The 17,006-nt window shown below is 68.1% G+C and carries 18 protein-coding genes and 1 riboswitch; of the genes, 11 read left to right on the forward strand and 7 right to left on the reverse strand.

Going from position 1 to position 17,006, the window contains the following annotated elements; translation table 11 throughout:
* Window positions 1-106 precede the first annotated feature (106 nt).
* Both H7H34_RS04225 and H7H34_RS04230 read left to right on the forward strand, forming a co-directional pair.
* Complete coding sequence (locus H7H34_RS04225) at window positions 107-559, forward strand: SRPBCC family protein (RefSeq protein ID WP_185924349.1); 453 nt, start codon at window positions 107-109, stop codon at window positions 557-559.
* Window positions 540-872, forward strand: coding sequence for an ArsR/SmtB family transcription factor (locus tag H7H34_RS04230; RefSeq protein ID WP_185924350.1), 333 nt, complete (start codon window positions 540-542; stop codon window positions 870-872). The genes H7H34_RS04225 and H7H34_RS04230 overlap by 20 nt, the downstream gene beginning before the upstream one ends.
* Window positions 873-903: 31 nt before the next feature.
* Here H7H34_RS04230 and rnhA read toward each other — a convergent pair whose 3' ends face one another.
* Genes rnhA through ispH form a run of 4 tightly spaced genes read right to left on the reverse strand, consistent with a single transcriptional unit; the run spans window position 904 to window position 4,001 of the window.
* Entirely contained in the window at window positions 904-1,362 is a 459-nt protein-coding gene (rnhA, locus tag H7H34_RS04235; protein WP_120268680.1) for a ribonuclease HI, read from the reverse strand.
* Window positions 1,359-2,324, reverse strand: coding sequence for a homoserine kinase (thrB, locus tag H7H34_RS04240; RefSeq protein WP_120268681.1), 966 nt, complete (start codon window positions 2,322-2,324; stop codon window positions 1,359-1,361). The genes rnhA and thrB overlap by 4 nt, the downstream gene beginning before the upstream one ends.
* A 33-nt stretch (window positions 2,325-2,357) precedes the next feature.
* Window positions 2,358-2,990, reverse strand: coding sequence for a LysE family translocator (locus H7H34_RS04245; protein ID WP_185924351.1), 633 nt, complete (start codon window positions 2,988-2,990; stop codon window positions 2,358-2,360).
* Window positions 2,991-3,017: 27 nt separating this feature from the next.
* A complete protein-coding gene (gene ispH / locus H7H34_RS04250) occupies window positions 3,018-4,001 on the reverse strand; it encodes a 4-hydroxy-3-methylbut-2-enyl diphosphate reductase (protein ID WP_185924352.1) in 984 nt (327 codons plus the stop codon).
* A gap of 215 nt (window positions 4,002-4,216) precedes the next feature.
* On the opposite strand from ispH, the gene H7H34_RS04255 reads away from it, so the two are divergent.
* The 7 genes from H7H34_RS04255 (at window position 4,217) to H7H34_RS04285 (ending at window position 11,259) form a co-directional block, all read left to right on the forward strand.
* Window positions 4,217-4,819 carry a hypothetical protein gene (locus tag H7H34_RS04255; protein WP_120268683.1) on the forward strand — a complete coding sequence of 201 codons (603 nt, stop codon included), beginning with the start codon at window positions 4,217-4,219 and terminating at the stop codon, window positions 4,817-4,819.
* A gap of 114 nt (window positions 4,820-4,933) precedes the next feature.
* Window positions 4,934-5,026, forward strand: a riboswitch (glycine riboswitch).
* Between the two features lie 194 nt (window positions 5,027-5,220).
* The gene (gcvT, locus tag H7H34_RS04260) at window positions 5,221-6,369 is read left to right on the forward strand and encodes a glycine cleavage system aminomethyltransferase GcvT (protein WP_185924353.1); all 1,149 of its coding nucleotides are present in this window, start codon (window positions 5,221-5,223) and stop codon (window positions 6,367-6,369) included.
* A 65-nt stretch (window positions 6,370-6,434) separates the two neighbouring features.
* Complete coding sequence (gene gcvH / locus H7H34_RS04265; protein ID WP_067339736.1) at window positions 6,435-6,806, forward strand: glycine cleavage system protein GcvH; 372 nt, start codon at window positions 6,435-6,437, stop codon at window positions 6,804-6,806.
* A gap of 3 nt (window positions 6,807-6,809) precedes the next feature.
* Window positions 6,810-7,307 carry an OsmC family protein gene (locus tag H7H34_RS04270; RefSeq protein WP_185924354.1) on the forward strand — a complete coding sequence of 166 codons (498 nt, stop codon included), beginning with the start codon at window positions 6,810-6,812 and terminating at the stop codon, window positions 7,305-7,307.
* Window position 7,308: 1 nt separating this feature from the next.
* Complete coding sequence (gene gcvPA, locus H7H34_RS04275) at window positions 7,309-8,655, forward strand: aminomethyl-transferring glycine dehydrogenase subunit GcvPA (protein WP_185924355.1); 1,347 nt, start codon at window positions 7,309-7,311, stop codon at window positions 8,653-8,655.
* On the forward strand, window positions 8,652-10,244 hold the full coding sequence (gcvPB, locus tag H7H34_RS04280; RefSeq protein WP_185924356.1) for an aminomethyl-transferring glycine dehydrogenase subunit GcvPB: 1,593 nt from the start codon (window positions 8,652-8,654) through the stop codon (window positions 10,242-10,244). Before gcvPA ends, gcvPB begins: the two co-directional genes overlap by 4 nt.
* Before the next feature lie 436 nt (window positions 10,245-10,680).
* Window positions 10,681-11,259: a hemerythrin domain-containing protein gene (locus H7H34_RS04285; protein WP_185924357.1), complete on the forward strand. Its 579-nt coding sequence runs from the start codon at window positions 10,681-10,683 to the stop codon at window positions 11,257-11,259.
* A 106-nt stretch (window positions 11,260-11,365) separates the two neighbouring features.
* Here H7H34_RS04285 and H7H34_RS04290 read toward each other — a convergent pair whose 3' ends face one another.
* Window positions 11,366-12,430, reverse strand: coding sequence for a site-specific DNA-methyltransferase (locus H7H34_RS04290; protein WP_245165234.1), 1,065 nt, complete (start codon window positions 12,428-12,430; stop codon window positions 11,366-11,368).
* 473 nt (window positions 12,431-12,903) lie between these two features.
* Here H7H34_RS04290 and H7H34_RS04295 point away from each other — a divergent pair, with 473 nt between their 5' ends.
* Window positions 12,904-14,406 carry an AMP nucleosidase gene (locus H7H34_RS04295; protein WP_185924359.1) on the forward strand — a complete coding sequence of 501 codons (1,503 nt, stop codon included), beginning with the start codon at window positions 12,904-12,906 and terminating at the stop codon, window positions 14,404-14,406.
* Window positions 14,407-14,435: 29 nt separating this feature from the next.
* Here the strand turns inward: H7H34_RS04295 and H7H34_RS04300 are convergent, their stop codons facing one another.
* Together H7H34_RS04300 and mutY are read right to left on the reverse strand one after the other, a co-directional pair.
* A complete protein-coding gene (locus tag H7H34_RS04300) occupies window positions 14,436-14,984 on the reverse strand; it encodes a 2OG-Fe(II) oxygenase (protein ID WP_185924360.1) in 549 nt (182 codons plus the stop codon).
* A gap of 86 nt (window positions 14,985-15,070) precedes the next feature.
* Complete coding sequence (gene mutY / locus H7H34_RS04305) at window positions 15,071-16,180, reverse strand: A/G-specific adenine glycosylase (RefSeq protein ID WP_185924361.1); 1,110 nt, start codon at window positions 16,178-16,180, stop codon at window positions 15,071-15,073.
* A 181-nt stretch (window positions 16,181-16,361) separates the two neighbouring features.
* On the opposite strand from mutY, the gene H7H34_RS04310 reads away from it, so the two are divergent.
* A complete protein-coding gene (locus H7H34_RS04310) occupies window positions 16,362-16,934 on the forward strand; it encodes a DUF721 domain-containing protein (RefSeq protein WP_209006152.1) in 573 nt (190 codons plus the stop codon).
* Window positions 16,935-17,006 lie beyond the last annotated feature (72 nt).

The raw sequence follows: 17,006 nt of genomic DNA on the forward strand, positions 1-17,006 counted from the left end.
ACCGCGCGGGGAATTTGGATCCTTTTTCCCAATCCTTGAAATGCAGCCGGATGGTTGCGTTTTGATCCGTGCGCTGTAAGGTAAAAGGCAACCGGAGGGTTGCGTTATGAGCGACAGGATCGTCAAGAAGGTGGAGTTGAAGGCGCCGGTTTCGCGGGTCTGGCGGGCGCTGTCGGACCACGAGGAATTCGGCGCGTGGTTTCGGGTCAGGCTCGACGGGCCGTTCGTTCCCGGCAGCATCTCGACCGGCCGGATGACCTATCCCGGCTATGAACATTATCCCTGGCTCGCCACCGTGGAGAAGATGGAGCCGGAGCGGCTGCTCTCCTTCAGGTGGCACGATTTCGACGAGGCGTCCGGCCTCGCGGTTGGCGATCAGCCCACGACGCTGGTCGAGTTCCGGCTGGAGCCGGTGGAGGGGGGAACCTTGCTGACGATCACCGAAAGCGGCTTCGAGGCGCTGCCGGACGCGCGGCGGCTCGAGGTCCTGCGCGGCAACACGCAGGGCTGGAACATCCAGGCGGAGAACATTGCCAGGCATGTCGCACCCTCGAGCTGACACGTCCTCCGTCGCTTCGGTGTTCGCCGCGCTCGGCGACCCGACACGTCTGGCGCTGCTGTCCCGGCTGGCCGACGGGCCTGCGCAGTCGGTCGTCGAGCTGACGCGCGGCACCGGCCTGACCCGGCAGGGGATCAGCAAGCATCTGGCCGTTCTGGAGGAGGCGGGCGTCGTCTCCAGCACCCGGGTCGGCCGCGAGAGCCGCTTCGCCATCCAGCCGGCCGGACTGACCGAGGCGAGCCGCTATCTGGAGCGTGCCTCGCGGCAATGGGACGATGCGGCGGCGCGGCTGCGCGCGCTCGTCGAGGATTGACCCGTGAAGTCGGGCAGACCCCGCGATACGGCTACTTTTTCTTGAACGGCGCCATGCCCTTGCGGGCGAGCTCGTCGGCGCGCTCGTTCTCGTCGTGCCCGGCATGGCCCTTGACCCAGTGCCAGGTGACGTCGTGGCGGCCGCGTGCCGCATCAAGCGCCTGCCACAGCTCGGCATTCTTCACCGGCTTCTTGTCGGCCGTGCGCCAGGCGTTGCGCTTCCAGTTGTAAAGCCACTTGGTGATGCCGTCGCGCACATAGGTGCTGTCGGTGTGCAGGTCGACCTTGCACGAGCGCTTGAGGGCGTTCAGCGCCTCGATGGCCGCCGTCAGCTCCATGCGGTTGTTGGTGGTCTGGGCCTCGCCGCCGCACAGCTCGCGCTCATGCTCGCCGAAACGCAGGATCGCGCCCCAGCCGCCGGGACCCGGATTGCCCGAGCACGCCCCGTCCGTGTGGATGGTGACGCGCGTCTCCGCCGCTGCCTCGCTCATGGGGCGAGCCCGTAGTCGGAGGCGGTGGAAACGCCCTGATGGAAGCGCAGCTTGCGCAGGTATTCGCGCGGGTCCTTCGGAGTGACCAGCGCGCCCGGCGGCACGCGCAGCCAGTCGTGCAGGCGGGTCAGCAGGAAGCGCAGGGCCGAGCCGCGCGCCAGCAGCGGCAGGGCGGCGAACTCCGCATCCGTGAAGTCGCGCACCTGGCGATATCCGTTGAGCAGCGCCCGCGCCTTGGTGACGTTGAAGGAGAGGTCCGGCTCGAAGCACCAGGCATTGAGGCAGATCGCCACGTCATAGGCGAAGGCATCGTTGCAGGCGAAATAGAAGTCGATAAGCCCGGACAGGCGCTCGCCGATGAAGAAGACGTTGTCGGGAAAGAGATCCGCGTGGATGACGCCGGAGGGAAGACCGGTCGGCCAGCGGCTCTCCAGATGATCGAGCTCGGCGGTCAGCTCTGCGCCGAGACCCGGGACGACGGTGTCGGCCTGGTCGAGCGAGGCGCCCAGCAGCGGCCGCCAGCTGTCCACCGACAGGGTGTTGGGGCGCTGGCCGGCAAAGTCCGAACCGGCGAGATGGAAGCGGGCGAGCGCCTCGCCGAGCTCCGCGCAATGCTCGCGCTTGGGCCGGCGCACCCACATGCCGTCGAGGAACGAGATGATGGCGGCGGGCCGTCCGGCCAGCTCGCCCAGCATCGCGCCGGAGCGCGCGGCGATCGGCTGCGGGCAGGAAATGCCGCGCGCCGCCAGATGGCGCATCAGCTCCAGGAAGAACGGCAGGTCGGCCGGGTTCACCCGCTTCTCGTAGAGCGTAAGGATGAAATAGCCGCTCGTCGTGTGCAGCAGGAAGTTCGAGTTCTCGACGCCTTCGGCGATGCCCTTCAGGGCCAGCGTGTCGCCGATATCGTAAAGGGCGACGAAGGCCGCAAGGTCCTCGTCCGAGACGTCAGTGTAGACAGCCATGGGGTCGGGTTCGTTTTCCGGGCGTGAGAAGGGTCAGGGCGAGAGCGGATTGCGTGCATCGGCAAGGATGCGCCCGCCGATGGCGACGAAGCAGGCGCCGGCCACGCGCTCGATCCAGTGCTGCAGGCCGGAAAAGCGGCGCAGCACCGGCGCGGACGACATGAACAGGCTGACCAGCGTGTACCACAGCGCGGCCGAGACGACGACCAGGGCCACCATGGCGACGAGCACCCAGGCTGGCGTCGTCGCGCTGACCGAGGTGGCGAAGACACTGGCGAACAGCACGATGGCCTTCGGGTTGGTCATGGTGACGAGGAAGCCGAAGACCAGCGGATTGCGGCGCGGGGTGCGGGCGGCAGCATCAAGCTCCAGCTCCTGTGGCCGGGCAAAGAGCAGCCGGAGGCCGAGCCAGGCGAGATAGAGCCCGCCGGCAACGCGCAGCACCACGGCAAGCCACTGGTACTGCACGAGCAGGGCGGAGAGGCCGACGAGCGAGAGCGTCGCGTAGACGCCAAGGCCGAGCGAGACGCCGGCGGTGGTCAGCAGTCCGGCGCGGGCGCCATGCGCCATCGAGGAGCGCACGACGGCGATGAAATCCGGCCCCGGCAGCATCAGGGCCGGCAGGAAGATCGCGAAAACCGCGACGAAGACGCCAAGCCACTCCATCCGCTTTCCCCCCGTTGCTGCGCGACGTTACTCGGCCGCCTCGCGCAGGGCGCGCGGCAGGTTGAAGGAGATCGTCTCCTCAGCCGTGCGCACGCTGTCGACAGTGACCTCGTAGCGTTCGGCAAATGCGGCGATGATCTCCTCCACCAAGACCTCGGGCGCGGAGGCGCCGGCGGTGATGCCAAGGCTCGTCAGCGGCGGAAGCGTGTCCCAGGGAATGTCGGCGGCGCGCTGCACGAGGAGCGCGACCGGGCAGCCGGCACGCTCGGCGACCTCGCGCAGGCGCTGCGAGTTCGACGAGTTCGGCGCGCCGACGACGATCAGCGCCTCGACGTCCGGGGCAACGGCCTTCACCGCTTCCTGCCGGTTGGTGGTGGCGTAGCAGATGTCGTCCTTGTGCGGGGCGACGATGTCGGGGAAGCGGGCGGTCAGCACCTCGACGATCTGGGCGGTGTCGTCCACCGACAGCGTGGTCTGGGTGATCCAGGCCAGCGGCCGGTCGCCGGCCGGCTCGAACGCTCGCGCGTCCTCCACCGTCTCGACGAGGCGCACCGCGCCCTCGGGCAGCTGGCCCATCGTGCCGATGACTTCCGGATGGCCGGCATGGCCGATCAGCACGATCTCGCGGCCGCGGCGGAAGTGGATCTCCGCTTCCTTGTGGACCTTGGAGACCAGCGGGCAGGTGGCGTCGAGATAGAACATGTTGCGCGAGCGCGCGTCCTCGGGCACCGACTTCGGCACGCCATGGGCGGAGAACACCACCGGGCGGTCGTGATGGCCGTCCGGGATCTCGTCCAGCTCCTCGACGAAGACGGCGCCCTTGGTCTTCAGGCTCTCGACGACGAACTTGTTGTGCACGATCTCGTGACGCACGTAGACCGGCGCGCCGAAGCGCTCGAGCGCCAGCTCGACGATCTGGACGGCACGGTCGACGCCGGCGCAAAAGCCCCGCGGGGCGCAAAGCAGCACCTTGAGCGGCGGGCGGTTTCCGGCGGAAGGGTCTGAAGCCAAGAGGGCCTCCTTGCAGTCGGCGTCGGCGGGGAGCCGCGACGCACGGGCTTTGCTGGCAATAGAGGTATGGGGGCAGGGCGTGTCAAGGGTAGCCGGCCAAGTCGTGAGGCGGGAAATCGCCGCGCACCCGCAGCCGCTCGCCAAGCGCCGGTCCGCCTGATATAGACGTTCCCCTGAACGAGTATGCGTCCTTGAGCAGAATTGGGAAGATTGGCATGCAGCACGCCGACTGGATCCGTCGTACGGGCCCGCTCGCCTCGCTCGCACTCGGCCTTGCCGTTGCGGCCTGCGGTACGGATATCGCAGGGGTCAGCAACGATGTGGCCAAGACCGTGATCTCCGGCAACGCCGCCGGCAAGTCGGTGGTGGAGGACATCAACCCCGAGACCTTCCGCCAGGAGGTCCCCTGTCCGCCGCTGGGAGTGGAGCCCGACGGCTATTTGCTCATGACCTACGACCGGGGCAAGCAGGACGACCCGCAGGGCCTGCGCTATCAGGCGAATATCGAGAAGTGGGCGCGCAAGTGCCAGCGCGGCGCCGATGGCGGCGTGCTGATGACTGTCGGCGTGTCCGGACGCGTGACGCCGGGCCCGGCCTGGCCGGGCGGCGAGATCCTGCTGCCGCTGCGCATTTCCGTCTCGGATACCGACGCTGCCAAGGCCAAGCCGCAGGTTCGCCAGCTGTCCATCCCGGTGACGCTGGGCGCGGGCGCACCGGCCGAGCAGTGGGCGCTGGTGGAGGAGAATGTCTCTATTCCCCAGGGCGGTTCGGCAAAGGTGCAGATTGCGCTGGACGAGAAGGGAAAACGTCGGCAATAGGGAGGGCATGTTGACAGTGCGACAGGCGCTGTCGACAATGCGACACGAAAGGCGGCGTGGACGTTGTGCGCCGCCGGCAGGGACCTGAAGACGCACGTCTTCGCGATCCTGCTTCAAGGACTTGCGGGAGAGATCGGCATCACGGGTGCCGGCGCCGAAGGAGCAACCGCCCCGGAAACTCTCAGGCAAAAGGACCGCAGGTCGAGCAACGCTCTGGAAAGAAGTCCGGACCGCCCTTCGGGTCGGGGCCGGGCTCACCGAAGGAGTAACCGCCTCAATTACGGGCGCCGGTCACGGACCGGAAGCCGGGCGGGAAATCTCTCAGGTCGTCAGGACAGAGGGGGTGCGTGGATACGAAACCGTGTTCGCGTCACCAGACCCTCTAGCGCCAGGACGACCAAATGGCCGATCACGCCGACGGACCTCTGCTTTCGACGCCCCTGACGGACCTGCACCGCGAGCTCGGTGCGCGTCTCGTGCCGTTCGCCGGCTACGAGATGCCGGTCCAGTATCCCGCCGGCATCATCGCCGAGCACAGCCATACCCGCGAGAAGGCCGGCCTCTTCGACGTGTCGCATATGGGCCAGGCCTGGCTGGTCGGCCCGGACCATGAGACGACGGCCCGCGCGCTCGAGGCGATGGTTCCCTCCGACGTCGCCGTGCTGAAGCCCGGCCGCCAGCGCTACACCGTACTTCTGAATGCCGAAGGCGGCATCGTCGACGACCTGATGGTCGCGCGGCCGCAAGGGCCGGAAAACGAGGGCCGGCTGTTCCTGGTTGTCAACGCCTCGCGCAAGGCGGTCGACTACGCGCTGATCGCGGCGAACCTTCCCGATAACGTGAAGCTGGAGGTCATCGAGGACCGCGCGCTGATCGCGCTGCAGGGCCCGATGGCGGCCGAGGTGATGGCCGCCCATGCGCCGGCCGCCGCGGACATGGCCTTCATGGGCGTTGCGCAGATGGAATTTGACGGCATCGCCGTCTATGTGTCGCGCTCCGGCTATACCGGCGAGGACGGCTACGAGATCTCCGTGCCGGCCGGTGCTGCCGAGCCGCTGGCCCGGGCCCTGCTCGCCGACGAGCGCGTCGCCCCGATCGGGCTCGGCGCGCGCGATTCGCTGCGCCTCGAAGCCGGGCTTTGCCTCTACGGCCACGACCTCGACGAGACCACCTCGCCGGTCGAGGGCGCGATCACCTTCGTGCTGCAGAAGCGCCGCAAGGAAGAGGCCAATTTCCCGGGCGCGGCCCGCATCCTGTCCGAACTGGCGGACGGGCCGTCGCGCGTGCGCGTCGGCCTGACGCTCGCCGGCCGTGCCCCGGCCCGCGAGGGCGCGGAGATCCGCGCCGCCGATGGCAGCGTTATCGGCGTTCTCACCTCGGGCGGCTTCGCGCCGACGCTGGGTGCCCCGATTGCCATGGGCTATGTCGACCCGGCCCATGCGGGTGTCGGCACGCCGGTGAAGCTGGTGGTGCGCGGCCGCGAGCTCGAGGCGAGCATCGCCGACATGCCCTTCGTTCCCCAGCGCTACTATCGCAAGCCGTCCGCCTGACGGCCCTTTGCCTATCGTTCCAGACAACCTGAAGCGGCCTGAAGGCCTTCCGGAGGACAAGTGAAATGAGCACCCGCTACACCGAAGACCACGAGTGGATCACCGTCGAGGGCGACGTCGCCACGGTCGGCATCACCGACTATGCCCAGCAGCAGCTGGGCGACGTCGTGTTCGTCGAGCTGCCCGAGGTCGGCCGCAAGGTCTCCAAGGGCGACGAGGCGGCGGTCGTCGAAAGCGTCAAGGCAGCTTCCGAGGTCTATGCCCCGCTCGACGGCGAGATCGTCGAGGCCAACGGCGTGCTGGCCGACGAGCCGGGCAAGGTGAACGAGGATCCGGAAGGCGCGGCGTGGTTCGTCAAGATCCGCCTGGCCGACACCTCGCAGCTCGACAGTCTGATGGACGAGGCCGCCTACAAGGCGCATGTAGAGGGGCTCTGATCCATGGCACGGCACCTCTACCGGGCCGATGTGAGCTGGCGGCGGCAGGGCGACTTTGCCGCCAACGCCTACAGCCGCGGCCATGACTGGTCCTTCGACGGCGGTATCACCGTGCCGGCCTCGGCTTCGCCGAGTGTCGTGCCGCTGCCCAACTCCGTCGAGGCGGCAATCGACCCGGAAGAGGCCTTCGTGGCCGCGATCTCCAGCTGCCACATGCTGTGGTTCCTCGATCTTGCCCGCCGCGACGGGCTGGTGGTCGAGAGCTACCGCGACGCGGCCGAGGGCACCATGGAGCGGGTCGCGCCCGGAAAGATGGCCGTGACCCGCGTCGTGCTGCGCCCGCAGATCGTGCTGGCCGGCGACACGCTGCCCGAGCCTGGCCGGATCGACGCCCTGCATCACCAGGCTCACGAGGCCTGCTTCATCGCCAATTCCGTGAAAAGCGAGATCGTGGTCGAGGCCGTGCCCGCCACGCTTGCCGACAACTCCCAAGGAGCGTGACATGCGCTATCTGCCGCTGTCCGATACCGACCGTGCCGACATGCTGGCGCGTGTCGGCATTTCCGATGTGGACGAGATCTTCGTCGACATCCCCAAGAGCGCCCGCATCGACGGTCTGCTGGACCTGCCGCGCCGCCAGAGCGAATTCGCGGTCGAGCGCGACCTGTCGCGCATGGCCGGCAAGAATGTCGCCGCCTCCTCGGTGCCGTTCTTCGTCGGCGCCGGCGCCTACAAGCATCATGTGCCGGCCAGCGTCGACCACCTGATCCAGCGCTCCGAATTCCTCACCTCCTACACGCCGTACCAGCCGGAGGTGACGCAGGGCACGCTGCAGTATCTGTTCGAGTTCCAGACCCAGGTGGCCGCGCTCACCGGCATGGAGGTCGCCAACGCCTCCATGTATGACGGCTCGACCGGCACGGCCGAAGCCGTGCTGATGGCGCACCGGGTGACCCGCCGCAACAAGGCGGTGCTGTCCGGCGGGTTGCACCCGCAGTATCGACAGGTGGTCGAGGGCCTGAGCTCGATGGCCGGCGACCGGGTCGAGGCGCTGCCGGCCGATCCCGCAGGCACCGAGGACATTCTGGCCGCCATCGACGACGAGACCTCCTGCGTGGTGGTGCAGTCGCCGTCCTTCTACGGCCAGCTGATCGACCTGAAGCCGATCGCCGAGAAGGCGCATGCCCATGGCGCGCTGCTGATTGCCGTCTTCACCGAGGTGGTGTCGCTGGGCCTGATCGAGGCGCCGGGCGAGCAGGGCGCCGACATCGTCGTCGGCGAGGGCCAGTCCATCGGCAACGGCCTCAATTTCGGCGGGCCTTACGTCGGCCTCTTCGCGACGCGGCAGAAGTTCATCCGCCAGATGCCGGGGCGCCTGTGCGGCGAGACGGTCGATGCCAACGGCAAGCGCGGCTTCGTGTTGACGCTCTCGACCCGCGAGCAGCACATCCGCCGCGACAAGGCGACGTCGAACATCTGCACCAATTCGGGCCTCTGCTGTCTGGCCTTCACCATCCACATGACGCTGCTCGGCGGTAATGGTCTCGCCAAGCTCGCTCGCATCAACCACGCCAACGCGGTGAAGCTGAAGGGCGCGCTGGAAGGCGTTGCCGGCGTGAAGGTGCTCAACGACGCCTTCTTCAACGAGTTCACCGTCAAGCTGCCGAAGCCGGCGGCCGAGGTGGTCGAGGCGCTTGCCGAAAAGGGTGTGCTCGGCGGCGTGCCGGTGTCGCGGCTGGAGCCGGGCCAGGCCGAGCTTGCCGACCTGCTGCTCGTCGCATCGAGCGAAGTCAATTCCGACGAGGACCGCGCGGCCTTCGTCGCGGCACTGAAGGAGGTGCTGGCATGAGCATGAACAATCAGGGCCGTCCGTCCGCCCCTGCCGAGACGGCGATCACCAGCGAGCGTGCGACCTTCACCGGCAACAAGGCGCTGGCCATGGAAGAGCCGTTGCTCTTCGAGATCGGCCGCATGGATGTGTGCGGCGTCGACCTCGACGAGGCGGAGGACTTCGCACCGGCGCTGGGCAGCCATGCCCGCAAGGCGGTGCCGGACCTGCCGGCGCTGACCGAGCCGGAGACCATGCGCCACTATGTGCGCCTGTCGTCCAAGAACTACGCCATCGACGCCGGCCTCTATCCACTCGGCTCCTGCACGATGAAGCACAATCCGCGCCTCAACGAGAAGATGGCGCGCCTGCCGGGCTTCGGCGACGTGCATCCGCTGCAGCCGCTGTCGACGGTGACCGGCGCGGTCGAACTGATCGCAGAGCTGGCGCACTGGCTGGTCACCATGACCGGCATGAGCGCGGTGGCGATGAGCCCGAAGGCCGGCGCCCATGGCGAGTTGTGCGGCATGATGGCGATCAAGGCCGCGCATCAGGCGGCCGGCCGCGACCCGAAGATCGTCCTGGTGCCGGAATCGGCCCATGGCACCAACCCGGCGACGGCCGCGCTCCTCGGCTACAAGGTGGTCTCCATCGAGGCGCGCGAGGACGGCACGGTGGATCCGGCGGCGGTCAAGGCGCGCATCAAGGAGCATGAGGGCGACATCGCCGGCATCATGCTGACCAACCCCAACACCTGCGGCCTGTTCGAGCGCGACATTATCGCCATCGCCGAGGCGATCCACGCCGCGGACGGCTATTTCTACTGCGACGGCGCGAACTTCAACGCCATCGTCGGCAAGGCCCGTCCGGGCGATCTCGGCGTCGACGCCATGCACATCAACCTGCACAAGACCTTCTCCACCCCGCATGGCGGCGGCGGTCCCGGTGCAGGTCCCGTGGTGCTGTCGGAGCGCCTGGCGCCGTTCGCCCCGCTGCCCTTCCTGCGCAAGGGCGAGGGCGGCATCGAGTGGGTGGAAACGGATGCCGAGCTCAAGGACGGCGAGCAGCCCTTCGGCCGCATGACCGCCTTCCACGGCCAGATGGGCATGTATGTGCGCGCGCTCGCCTACATGAAGAGCCACGGCGCCGACGGGTTGAAGCAGGCGTCCGAGGACGCGGTGCTCAACGCCAACTACGTGCGCGTCGGCCTGCAGGACCTGATGAGCCTGCCCTTCGGCCAGCGCTGGTGCATGCATGAGGTGCTGTTCGACGACAGCTTCCTCAAGGATACCGGCGTCACCACGCTCGACTTCGCCAAGGCGATGATCGACGAGGGCTACCACCCGATGACCATGTATTTCCCGCTGGTCGTCCACGGCGCGATGCTGATCGAGCCGACGGAATCGGAGAGCCGCTCCTCGCTCGATCTGTTCATCGCCACCATGCGCGACCTCGTCCTGAGCGCGCAGAAGGGCGAGACGGACCGCTTCAAGGGGGCGCCGTTCCATGCCCCGCGCGGCCGTCTCGACGAGACGCGGGCGGCGCGCAACCCGGTGCTCAAGTGGGAGCGCCCGGCAGCCCAGGCGGTGCAGCCGCAGGCCGCGGAGTAATCCGGACGGCCTTGCCAGTACGACACGAACGCCCGGCCCCGTGCCGGGCGTTTTCGTTTGGGGGGGACTGCTCACCCCCCTCTGTCGGCTGCGCCGACATCTCCCCCTCAAGGGGGAGAGGGGAGCACGGGGGCTCGGCCAGCGTGTCGTCGCGGATGCCTCTGCCTTCGTCATTCCGGGCAAGCGCAGCGCGACCCGGAACCGGAGAGGCACAAGCGGTCGGAGTGTGCTCTGCGTGCCCCTCAAACGCCCTCGGCTCTCCGGTCCCGGCTCGGCGCTCACGCGCCGTCCGGGAGGACGCAGGGAGAGGGCGGGGCGAGTGGAGGGGATCCGAGGGCATCGCCGCCCAATCCGGCGTTGCCGCATTGACCTTGCGCCCCATCTTGCCGCATGAGGCGGGGCGGAGAACATCAGGAAAACGTCAGGAGCGGCGGCGGTGACAGACGATCTCGACTTGCGGCAGGGGCTTTCCGAGGAGCTGCTGTACCTTTTGCGCCGTCATCCGCGCGAGGGCTGGGACGGGAATGCGGAGCTCGGCGATCTCGCCCGCTTCTGGCTGACCCGCCATGACGGCTTCCGCCAGCTGGGCGGGGCGCTGACCGATGCGCTGACGCGGTTTCGCGAGGGAGAGGTCGAGGCGATGCAGTTCGGCGGCTATTTCGCGCCGCGCCTGCAGCACTTCCTGACCGAGCTGCACCATCACCACATGATCGAGGACCAGCATTATTTCCCGGTCTTCGCGGCGGCCGAGACGCGGCTCAAACGCGGCTTCGACATCCTGGAAAACGATCACGAGCTGATCCACGAGCGCATCGGCCGGGTGATCACCAGCGCCAATGGCTTGCTGGGCCTGCTGGAGGGCGGCGACATGGACCGCATCCGCCGGGCGGCCGATGTCTATGCCGCCGACAGCGACCTGCTGGTGAACGGCCTGCTGCGGCATCTCGACGACGAGGAAGACCTGATCGTGCCCCTGATGATCGAGCGCGGCGAGGGGCCTCTCGGCGTCGCCTGATGCGGGGGCCGCACGCGGAACCGCCCCCGCCGGAGTGTCCGGTCGGAGGCGGCCCTTCGCGCGGGGAAGCGCTTCTCAGGAACGGGCGGGCGCCGGACGGGGTGCGTCAGGCGGCCTTGGCGCCGCGCAGCGTCTCGCGCAGCGCGTCGATGGGTTTCAGCTTGCCGGCATCCTCGTAATGCCAGTAGGTCCAGCCGTTGCAGGCCTCCAGGCCCTGGACCAGCGCACCGACCTTGTGGATCGATCCGGCATGGGTGCCGCTGGTGAGCGAGCCGTCGGCACGCACGGTGGCGCGCTTGCGGCCCTTGGCGCAGGTCAGCTCGGCTCCCGGCGCCAGCAGGCCGGCCTCCAGCAGGTTTCCGAAGGGAATGCGCGGGGCGGCACGCTTGCCCTGGCTGATCGCCAGCGCGGCGTCTTCCGCCGGCGTGACCGCATCGATGCGGGCCCTGGCGGCGTCGATATAGTCCTGCTCGCGCTCGACGCCGACGAAGTGACGGCCGAGCCGCTTGGCGACCGCACCGGTGGTGCCGGTGCCGAAGAAGGGATCGAGCACCACGTCGCCCGGATTGCTCGAAGCAAGCAGCACCCGGTAGAGCAGGCTTTCCGGCTTCTGGGTTGGATGCACCTTCTGCCCCGAACCATCCTTCAGCCGCTCGCTGCCCGTGCAGATCGGCAGGTTCCAGTCGGACCGCATCTGCAGGTCGTCGTTGAACGTCTTCAGGGCTTCGTAGTTGAACGTGTACTTCGCGTCCTTCGACTTCGACGCCCAGATCATCGTCTCGTGGGCATTGGTGAAGCGCTTGCCGCGGAAGTTCGGCATCGGGTTCGACTTCAGCCACACGACATCGTTGAGGATCCAGAAGCCGAGATCCTGCAGGATCGTGCCGACCCGGAAGATGTTGTGATAGGACCCGATGACCCACAGGCCGCCATCCGGCTTCAGCACGCGCCGCACGGCCATCAGCCAGGCACGGGTGAAGGCGTCATAGGCCTCGAAGCTGTCGAACTGGTCCCAATGGTCGTCGCAGGCATCCACCCGCGACTGGTCCGGGCGATGCAGATCACCGCCCAGCTGGAGATTGTAAGGCGGGTCGGCGAAGACGAGATCCACCGACGCCTTCGGCAGGCGCTCGAGAGCCGCCACGCAGTCGCCCTTGATGATCGTGTCCATCCACTCGGCGCCGGGGGCGGCGCTGGGGGCGGTCGAACGGGCTCGGAAGGAGTGGGGTGCCACGGTGGGCACCCCGATACGCTGTACACTCATTGCGACGCAGAACCTCACGCAATTACGAGCATCATGGTTACCGGGCTTGGTAAATCGGGAGTTAAGGCGCCGGAGAAAAAACGCCTTTTGAATCAATCCTCTGTTTACCTTTCGCGGCCTTCGGGGGCGCACTGCTTCGCTTCGTTAACGGCTGGGGCAAGGGGGCCGGGGCGGCAAGTTCTGCCTAATGTCCTGCATGGCCTGCCGATTTTCGGAACAGGCCGGGAGGGGACTTGCGAAATGCAACGGCCGCGGCGCGGGAAGGTTAACGGGAGGGGCATGGCCGGCGGCGTGAAAACCGTCTGAGAAAAAACTTTTCGGCCCCCGCAAGAAATTTCATAATGGCTTGCCAGAATAACAAGAGAAAGAAAGGCACGCCCATGGGCAACGAGTTCACGAACACCGATCCCTCGCAGGAACTGGCGACCTGGGAGCCGCCGCACGCTCCCTACCAGGCCTTTACCGACGCGCAGGCCGCCGTCGACCGGCTGCGGGAGTTGTTCGAGACCAACGCCGCTTTCCTGCGCGATGCCTTTGCCGACTTCCTGGCGGGCCGCATTCCGCAAGGGCGGGTGCGCGCCTGCTATCCGGAAGTGCGGATCGCCACCGCCACCCATTCGCGCATCGACAGCCGGCTGGCCTATGGCTTCGTGTCGGGCCCCGGCGTCCATTCCGCGACGGTGACGCGCCCGGACCTGTTCGGCAACTATCTCAAGGAGCAGATCGAGCTGCTGCTGCGCAATCACGAGGTGCCGGTGGAGGTGGGAACGAGCTCCCTGCCGATCCCGCTGCATTTCGCCTTCTATGACGGCACCCATGTGGAAGGGGCGGCGGAGGTGCTGCAGCGCCCGCTGGCCGATGTCTTCGACCTGCCGGACCTGTCGATCCTGGACGATGCCATCGTCAACGGCACCTTCGAGGTGCCGGCGGGAGCCCCGCGGCCGCTGGCACCCTTCACCGCGCCGCGCGTCGACTATTCGCTGCACCGGCTGCAGCACTACACCGCGACGGCGGCCGAGCATTTCCAGAACTTCGTCATCCTGACCAACTACCAGTTCTATATCGACGAGTTCTGCCGGCTGGCGCAGGAGCTGATGAGCGATCCGGCAAGCGGCTACACCCGCTTCGTCGAGCCGGGCAACCTGGTGACGGAGGCGGGCCGCGAGCGGCAGGACGGGCAGTCGCAGCGGCTGCCGCAGATGCCGGCCTATCACCTGGTGCGTCCGGACGCCTCCGGCATCACCATGATCAATATCGGCGTCGGTCCGTCCAACGCCAAGACGATCACCGACCATGTGGCGGTGCTGCGCCCGCATGCGTGGCTGATGCTGGGTCACTGCGCCGGCCTGCGCAACAGCCAGAAGCTCGGCGACTATGTGCTGGCCCATGGCTATGTGCGCGAAGACCATGTGCTGGACGCGGACCTACCGACCTGGGTGCCGATCCCGCCGCTGGCCGAGGTGCAGGTGGCGCTGGAGCGGGCGGTGGAGGAAATCACCGGCCTTGCCGGCTACGAGCTGAAGCGGGTGATGCGCACGGGCACGGTCGCCTCCATCGACAACCGCAACTGGGAACTGCGCGATCACCGCGAGCCGGTGCAGCGCTTTTCCCAGTCGCGCGCCATCGCGCTCGACATGGAATCGGCGACGATCGCGGCCAATGGCTTCCGCTTCCGCGTGCCCTACGGCACGCTGCTGTGCGTGTCCGACAAGCCGCTGCACGGAGAACTCAAGCTGCCGGGCATGGCGACGGATTTCTACAAGCGGCAGGTGGCGCAGCATCTGCGCATCGGCATCCGCAGCATGGAGATCCTGCGGGCGATGCCGCGCGAGCGGCTGCACTCCAGAAAGCTGCGCTCCTTCGCCGAGACCGCTTTCCAGTAAAAGGGGGCCAGTAAAGGGGGCGCCCGGCTCTAGCGGAACTGCGGTCCGTGGCACCAGCAGGTGAGCGACTTGCGCCGGCCGGACGAGACCGGCGCCACCCGGTGCAGCATGAAGGAGGCGAACAGCGTGGCATCGCCGATGCCACGCTCGGCCGACAACACGGCGCTGCCGAGATTGATCTGCAATTCGCCGCCCTGATAATCGGCCGGCTCGGTGAGCTGCACCACGATGGTCAGCTTGCGCCGGCGCGCGATGGGGCCGTCGCCGATGTCGGAATGCCAGTCGTAGTGGCCGGCATTGCTCTCGTCATAGGTCGCGACCTGCAGCCGCTCGCCGAACTCGGTGATGGCGAAGTCGAACTGCTCGCGATTGGCGGTCGCCACGCCTGAGACGATCCGCTCCATGACCCAGGCGGCGCTGCCGGTGTCGTCGAGCCAGGCGATCTGCGCCCGGCGGATATCGTTGTGCTGGAGGCCGCCGACGAGACCGCCCGCAGCCGCCTGCGCGTCGTCCGCAAGGCGAACGATCTCGCGGGTTTCTTCCCTGGAAAACAATGCCGGAATGGAATGCGTGAACATCGGCCGAAGTCTCCGCAACGGCGAAAGGTGCGCGTCTATGCGGCAGTTCTTCGGAAAACGCAATCGAATTGCTGAGGAACTTTACGTCAGGCCTTGAGGCCCGCCTCGACCGCCTTGCGCATCACCGTCGGCAGCGCCTCGCTGCCGATGTCGGAAGGCGCCGACCACCAGCAGCCGTCCGGCGCGGCAAGGTCCATCGGTGCCGTGGCGTGCCAGACCGCAAGCTCCAGATGGAAATGGGTGAACGTGTGCCGCACGTCGCTGGCAACGCGCGTCCAGCGCAGCCGCGCGGCGGCCAGCTCCGGCGGCAGCAGGGTGAAGTCGCCGCCGTCGACATCTTCTCCCCAGGCGCTGACCGGCGGCTCGCTCATGCCGCCGAGCAGGCCCTTTGGCGGGCGCCTGCGCAGCAGCACCGCACCGTCCTCGCGTTTCACGACGAAGGCGAGGCCGTAGCGGGTGGGCTTTGCCGCCTTGCGCTGCTTGACCGGCAGGGTCTCGGCGATGCCGAGGCGCCGGGCCTCGCAAGGGGTGGACCATGGGCAGAGCGCGCATGCGGGCTTGCGTGGGCTGCACAGGCTGGCGCCGAGATCCATCATCGCCTGCGCGAAGTCGCCGGGCCGCTCGCGCGGCACCATCAGCGCGACGGCGGAGCGGATGTCCGGCTTGGACGCCGGCAGCGGCGTCTCGATGGCATGCAGGCGCGAGGTGACGCGTTCGACATTGCCGTCGACGACGGCGGCCGGCAGGTCATAGGCGATGGCGGCGATGGCCGCCGCCGTATAGGGGCCGATGCCGGGCAGGGCGCGCAGGCCCTCCTCCGTATCGGGGAAGGTGCCGCCATGATGGCGCACGACCGCCTCGGCGCAGGCCTTGAGATTGCGCGCCCGCGAATAGTAGCCGAGCCCCGCCCAGGCCTTCATGACGTCGGCCTCGTCCGCCGCGGCAAGATCCGCCACCGTCGGCCAGCGTTCGGTGAAGGCGGCGAAATAGGGCTTCACCGCCTGCACCGTCGTCTGCTGCAGCATGATCTCGGAGAGCCACACCCGGTAGGGATCGGGGACCTGCCCCTGCCCACGGTCGCGCGGCGACACGCGCCAGGGGAGCACGCGGGCATGCCGGTCGTACCAGGCGAGCAGCGCGGCGGCGAGATCGGGGGCGGAAGCGGTGTGGGTTGCGGTCGTGGGGGCTGCGGTCATGGGGCAAGAGGATCGGGCGGCACGGGGGGATTTCAAGTCTTCTGTGTTTCACGGCCCGCACGGCCTGTGGATGGAGGCGGCACGGACGAGGATGTGCGCACAACGTGGACAATGGTGACGGAGGCCCGGCCGCAGCCCCCGCGTCGCAAAAGGGTCGCAATTCACGCGTGAAACAGGGGACATGAGTGATTCGCGCCAATATCGACCCGGCGGCAGGTCGAACAGCAGGACCAATACGGGAGCGGCCACCGGCTACATGCGCCGGGTGACGCGCGCGCGTCCGCTTGCCGACCTGATCGGCAAGACGCTGGAGCCGGCCTGCCGCAAGCGCGGCTTTGCCGCCGCCGATCTCCTGTCCGACTGGCCGGAGATCGTCGGCGAGCGCTATGCCGGCCGGGTGCAGCCGATCCGGCTCGACTGGCCGCGCGGCAGCCGCGGCGGCGAGTTCGACGAGACCCCGCGCCCGGCGACGCTGGTGGTGCAGACGGACGGGGCGACCGCGCTGCTGCTGACCCACGAGATGCCGCAGCTGGTCGAGCGCATCAACGGCTTCTTCGGCTGGGCCGCGGTCGAGCGGATCCGCATCCTGCAGCGCCCGGTCACCGACCGTCGCCGCAAGCCGCCGCCGAAGCTGCGTCCGCTGACCGGCGAGGAGGAGGCGGAACTGCACGAGCGCCTCGCCCCTGTCGAGGGCACGCCGCTGGGTGCCGCCCTCGAGCGGCTGGGCCGGGCGGTGCTGGCCCGCACGCGCTGACGCGAGCCGTGCCTGCGATTGCCCGCCCGCTCTGCTCGCGATCTTGTGAAGTCGGCGGAACCGCGCCGTTTT

Source organism: Stappia sp. 28M-7, assembly GCF_014252955.1.
GTDB lineage: Bacteria > Pseudomonadota > Alphaproteobacteria > Rhizobiales > Stappiaceae > Stappia.